The organism is Frankia sp. CoBUL1 (assembly GCF_978021245.1).
The window spans coordinates 1-5799 of record NZ_CDXDOS010000218.1; the positions used below are offsets into that span (position 1 = coordinate 1).

4 protein-coding genes and 1 pseudogene are annotated in these 5799 nt (G+C 71.5%); all 5 read right to left on the minus strand.

Annotated features, from left to right (window positions below):
• Positions 1-306: pseudogene (locus tag AC08OX_RS14110) on the minus strand (heparinase); the annotation flags it as partial.
• The gene (locus AC08OX_RS14115; RefSeq protein WP_476608247.1) at positions 303-1310 is read right to left on the minus strand and encodes a glycosyltransferase family 2 protein; all 1008 of its coding nucleotides are present in this window, start codon (positions 1308-1310) and stop codon (positions 303-305) included. The gene AC08OX_RS14115 and the pseudogene AC08OX_RS14110, both read right to left, overlap by 4 nt.
• Positions 1307-2311 carry a glycosyltransferase gene (locus tag AC08OX_RS14120; protein ID WP_476608248.1) on the minus strand — a complete coding sequence of 335 codons (1005 nt, stop codon included), beginning with the start codon at positions 2309-2311 and terminating at the stop codon, positions 1307-1309. The genes AC08OX_RS14115 and AC08OX_RS14120 overlap by 4 nt, the downstream gene beginning before the upstream one ends.
• The gene (locus tag AC08OX_RS14125; protein WP_476608249.1) at positions 2308-4167 is read right to left on the minus strand and encodes an FkbM family methyltransferase; all 1860 of its coding nucleotides are present in this window, start codon (positions 4165-4167) and stop codon (positions 2308-2310) included. Before AC08OX_RS14125 ends, AC08OX_RS14120 begins: the two co-directional genes overlap by 4 nt.
• Positions 4164-5477: a glycosyltransferase family 4 protein gene (locus AC08OX_RS14130; protein ID WP_476608250.1), complete on the minus strand. Its 1314-nt coding sequence runs from the start codon at positions 5475-5477 to the stop codon at positions 4164-4166. The genes AC08OX_RS14125 and AC08OX_RS14130 overlap by 4 nt, the downstream gene beginning before the upstream one ends.
• Between the last annotated feature and the right edge of the window lie 322 nt (positions 5478-5799).

Here is a 5799-nt window from a genome sequence, read left to right on the forward strand (position 1 = left end):
GGTTCCAGCAGCGGGGGTGCTGGAGTCCCGGGGACACAGATCGCGGGAGTGACCGAGCAGGGTGAGGCGGCCCGCGACGATCTCGTCGAACATCGGCCGAGCCGGCGGGCATCTGCCGTCGAACGGCAGGAACCCGATCGGCCAGGATTCCGCTGGCGGCCTGCCGCGCAGCAGCATCTCGCCCAGGCCCGGGTGGCGACTCAGGACGGCCCGTTGCCCGCGCAGCCGGACACGGGCGCCGAGCTGGACCGGTCGCAGTCCCGCGGTGGTGCGCAGGTAGCGACCGAGCGGAACCGACGCGGTCACCGGTGAACGGACCGGGTCAGTGTGCCGATCGTGAGCTCATACCAGGCGTAGTAGAGACAGAACAGCAGCCCCTGCCGCCCATCCCGCCATCCGCTCCGCAGCAGGTACATGTAGCAGAAGAGGACCGCCGGCTTGGCCGGAACCAGCGGGAAGATCACGTCCCTCGCGATGGTCCGCGTGAGCGGTCGGGTCGACCCGGTGGGCCGGCGCACCTCCTCGCGGACCCGCGCCAACCGCTCCCGGACAGCGGGCTGCGTCACGCGGCGCGCCGCCTCCAGTTCGGCGTAGCGCACGTGCTTGCGTAGCCAGGCGGCGAGTCCCTTGTGGTCCTCGTCGATCAGGTCGGCGGACAGCCGTCCGACCTCACCAGTGACCACGGCCCGTTCGCTGTAGGTGACGGCGTTGTCGAAGTACGCCACCCGCCGATCGAGTAGCCGCGCCTGCCAGCTGTTCGCGTACCACCCGCAGTGCGCGATCCAGCGGCCTTCGAACACCAGCCGGCGTCGTTGGCTGTAGGCCGCGCAGTCCGCCGTCCCCAGCCGGGCGGCGATCTCGGCGGCGAGCGCGGTGGACACCCATTCGTCGCTGTCGAGGAAGTACACCCAGTCGTGGGCGATCCCCGGGTGGGTCATCGCCCACTGCCGCTGGCCGGAGAATCCACGCCAAGGCTCGTGCCAGACGGTCGCACCGATGGCGCGGGCCAGATCCGCGGTGCCGTCGGTGGAACCCGAGTCCACGACGACGACCTGTCGACACCAACCGACGGACCTGATCGCCCGGACGATGTTCGGTGCCTCGTTGTGGGCGAGGATGATCGCGGTGACGGGAACCGATCCCGGCGCCGGCTGTGGCTGTGTCGATCCGGCGGGGGCTGCGGTGTCATAGGGGGTCGGCCAGTTCGCTCGGCGCGGGGTTCGCGTCGTTGCTGGTTCTGGCGCGGCTGGTTCTGGCGCGGGGAATGACGGGCCCTGGCGCGGCGGGATTCGGTGGGTCTGCGTCGTCACGGTGAGCTCTCTCCTGCGTCGAGCAACCAGTCGAAGTAACGCGTCGGATCGAAGGGGTTTCCCGTCTCGGGCCGTGGCGTGAACGTGAGCGCCGTGCGCAGCGCCACGGCGAGATCATCCGCCGACTCCCGGGAGTACGGCACCAGAACCGGGCCGGCCACCTCGCGGTTGTGTGAGGTGTCGCGGGCGATGACGGGTATCCCGGCGAGCCGTGCCTCGGCGAGAGGGTAGCCGAAGGACTCGATCGTCGTCGGCTGCAGCAACGCGCCGGCATCGCGTTGGTGGGCCCGCAGCTCGGCCGGCGTCAGCCGGCCCACGAACCTCAGCGTCCGACAGCGGGACAGGCCGTGTTCGTGGGCCTCGCGATCGGTCGCGGTGACCGTGATCGCGAGGTGGGCTCCGATCTCCTCCTGAAGCCGGGTCGCGGCGGCATCGACCATGCGGAGCAGGCGCCCCATCGGTTTGAACGGCGCGAACAACACGGGACACAGAAACCGGCCCGGCGTACGGGTCTGGGGAGGGGCCGGATCGGGGGACAGCGGATGGGGCCGGACCACCAGCCTGGCGGACAGGCTCGGAAGTACGGTGAGAACCCGGTCCGCCATCGTGGTCGTCGGTACGACGATCACGTCCGCACGACGGGCGAACAGCCGCACGAGACGTGCTGTCCGTGCCACGCCGTCGGGCAGGCCGCCGGGTAGCCGCTGGGCCTCCTCCGCCGGCAGGAAGTGCAGCACGTTGCGCAGCAGGACCCACCGTTCGCCGCGGGTCGCGAGGAAGCCGACGTTGTTGAGGGCGATCGCGCGCGCGTACCGCCCAGGCCGCTCCCGGCGGGCGAGCCAGCCCGGTCCGATCCGGCGATCTCGGCCGACCAGCTGGACCTGCAGGCCCGGCCGAAAGCTCAGGTAACCGTCCAGTTCGGTCAGGAACCGCAACGCCCCGCCCATCCGGGCACCGGCACAGTCGACCAGGATCGGGTGGGTGCTGGAGGTCGGCCTCACGCCGAGACACCCCGCGGTGCGGGGTCGTCGACGAGACCGGGCTCGGATGACGGGCGGCTGCCGGGTACCGACACCGGGCGACCGTCGGGCTGCGCGGACCCGCGGATGGCCCGGGTCGTCGATCGGGTCCGGCGGGCGTAGAGGTAGCCCGACGCCGCGTCGCCCAGATGGGTAGTCGGCACCAGGTCGTTACCGAGCAGAGTGACCTCGAAGCCGTGCCGGACCAGCAGGTCGTCGAGCGTACGGGGATCGCCGAACCCGGTGTGCACCTCCATCACGATCCGACCAACCGCGTCCAGCCATCCAGGCTCGTCGAACAGGGCGAACTCGGAGCCTTCGATGTCCAGCTTGACGAGGTCGACCTGGTCGACCCCGCCAGCCTCGAACACCTCTGCCATGGTGAGGACGTCGACGTCCCCGTCCCAGTGTGTCGCGTTCCGGCGGGCCCGCGGATCGGCGAACACGCCGGCGGTCGGACCGACCAGGGCGTGGAGCAGCTGGATGTGGTTCGACACACCGTTGCCGGCGGCATGGTTGATGAAGGCGGGGGCGAACCCGCGCTGCGCCTCGACGGCAATCACATCGGCGCCCGCTCGCGCCGCGAGCACCGAGAACAGGCCCTGGTTTGCGCCGAGGTCGACGACGACCTCGCCGGCCGCAGGCGCGTACCCGGGGAGAGCGTGGTAGACCCCGCGGCAGTACATCTCGCGCGCGCCGCCGAACGCGGTGCCGGGCAACACGACCGTCACCCCGGGCAGCGGCCGGTAGGTGTGGCCGCCGGCGGCCATCGCCCGGTCGGCGGCATCCAGGTTGCCCGCCCGGCGGATGGTCGGAGCATGCCGGGCCACGGCGGCACCGAAGCGCAGCGCCGTCGGGGGACCAGCCACCCTGGCGATCCGTTGGAGGTCCTGGAGCAGCTGGGTGGCCTGGTCGATCCGGAACATCCGGGTCTCCGTTCGGTCGGGAGAGCAGCTGGGGGTCACCCGATCGGGTGATGAGGCGGCCTGCGCCGCGATGCCGGCCGCGAACGGCCGCGGACGATGGTCCAGATCGCGGCGGGCCGCGTCGATCGCGAACGCCTTGTCCTCGGTGAGCCGGGCGATCTGTTCGGCCTTCAACCTTGGCGAGGACACCCGCCGCTCGTAGGCGCGGGTCACGGCGATGACGGGGCGGACCGGCACGGGCACGCAGATCACCCGTCGGCCGACGGCGGCGCCGGCCGTGATCACGACCTGCCGGAACGTCAATGCCTCCGGCCCGGCGACGTCATAGGCGCGTCCGATCGCCGCCGCGGTCGTCGTTGCGCGCAGCACGGTGCGGGCCAGGTCCTCGACGTGCACCGGCTGCTGCAGATGATGCCCACCGCCGGGGACCGGCAGCACCGGAACGCGCCGGAGCAGCGCCAGCAGTCGGGCCATGTTCCGGTCGTCGGGACCCCCGTAGATCATCGTCGGTCGGATGACCGTCCAGTCCAGCCCGCTCGCCGCGATGGTCCCCTCGGCCGCTACCCGGATCCGCTTCGAGGGTGGATCGAGCGTGGTGAAGATCCCGGTGGTGGAAAGGAAGACGGCCCGGCGAATGCCGGCCGCACGGGCGGCGGTCACGATCGTCTCCGCATGGCCGAACCCGAGTGAGGCGATGTTGATCAGCGCCTCGCAGTTCGCCTCGCGGAACGCCGGGAGCAACGTCGCCGGATCGTCGAGGTCACCGCGCACAGTCCCCGCGCCGCGTCGGCGCAGCTTCGTCGCCGCCGCGTCGCTGCGCGCCAGCCCGACGACCCGGTGTCCGTCCGCGAGCGCCCGGTCGACCACCCGGCTTCCGAGGAAACCGGTGCCACCGGTGATGAGGAACCTCATGCGACCACGTCCGGTGCGGGTACCTGCACCGGTGGGGAAAGGGTCGTCGGTGGGGGCAGCGCCGGGAACGGTGCGTCGTCGAACAGCAGCGTCTGGTACCGGCGGGCCAGGTCGTCGCGATCGTAGTGGGCCTCGACGTGCGCCCGCCCGCCGCGGGCCATCCGCGCCCGGCGGTCCGGGTCCGCCGCCAGGGCCAGGATCGCCTCCGCCAGCGCGGCCGGGTCCTCGGGGGGCACGACCATCTGTCCGGCGGCAAGGAGGATCCGGGCCGCCTCGCCGCGGACCGCCCCGATCACCGGGCGGCCCGCGGCGAGGAACTCGAACATCTTCGACGGGATGAACGTGTCGAACATCGGCACGTCCCGCAGCGGGACAACGCAGATGTCGGCGGCCGCGACGACGGCGGGTACCTCCTCGCGGGCAACCCCGTCGCGCAGCACCGTGTTGGCCAGCCCCAGGCTCTCGACGTGCCCGATGAGCCTGCGTTTCTCGGCCCCCTCACCGACGAAGGCGAACCGGATCGGCCGGCCGGTCACCCGGGCGGCCGCGTCGGCGATCGAGGTCAGCCCGTGCGAGATGCCGTGGGCGCCGAGGTAGAGCACGAGGGTGTCGCCGTCGGTGGCGCCCAGCCAGGCCCGGATGTCGGCCGAGGCCGCGGTCGTCGGGTGGAACCGGCGGAGGTCCACGCCGTTGGGAATCACGTGCACCTTGCGCGGCGCGATGCCTCGTCGCACGATGTCCTCCCGGAACCCCTCCGTCACCGTGACAACGGCGTCGGCGGCCCGGTAGGCGGCGAGTTCGAGGCGTTCGAGAACGCCGAGGACCCGCCGGTCGGTGAGGACGCCGAGGTGCTCGAAGATGGCCGGCCACAGGTCGCGGACCTCCACGACCAGCCGGGCGCCGCGCAGTCTGGCGAGCAGCCAGGCCGAGCCGAGGGGAAAGAAGGTCGGCGAGGACACCACCACCACGTCGGCCGGGCCGGCGGGCCAGCCGCCGAGCAGGACGCTGGTGACCATGAACGACAGATGACCGAGGGTCTTGCGGGTGATCCCCTCGTTGGGAGTGGCATAGAGCCAGGTGCGTACGACGCGGTACCCGTCGACCCGCTCGGTCCGCAGCCAGGCGCCGTGATAGGCGGCAGGGATCTTGCCCGTCGGGTGGTTCGGCATGCCGGTGAGTACGGTGACGTCGAGCCCGTTCGCCGCCCACGCGCGTGCCGTCTCCGACAACCGGGACTGGGGAGCTCCGGTCTCCGGGGGGAAGTAGTGCGTCACCAGCAGGACGCGCGACCGGACAGGAGAGGGGACCACCGACCTCGACCTCCAGTCGCCCTTTACATCCTTCGCCATGAGTAATGCATTGTATTCTGTGAGCGACTAAACGTAGGCGATGTCGCATCGCGTGTGTCGCGCTTCGTATCGATCTCATTGCCATCCATCGTCGTTGTCGGCCGCCTGGCGGTCGCGGGGGTACGAGCCGATCAGTGGCTTCGACCGGCATCCCCCAGTGGTCGGGTCCCGTTGGTCCGGTCTGTCCTGTCCGGGTTCGTCGGCCGGCGTTGCGACGGGATCGCCGCGACGCCGGACGCGGCCGGTGTGGGGGACGCGGCCGGCATGGGGGACGGGTGCGGGC

Coding starts and splice junctions, on each gene's coding strand:
- AC08OX_RS14125 (WP_476608249.1), bottom strand. CDS start 4,167: ATGAGGTTCCTCATCACCGGTGGCACCGGTTTCCTCGGAAGCCGGGTG.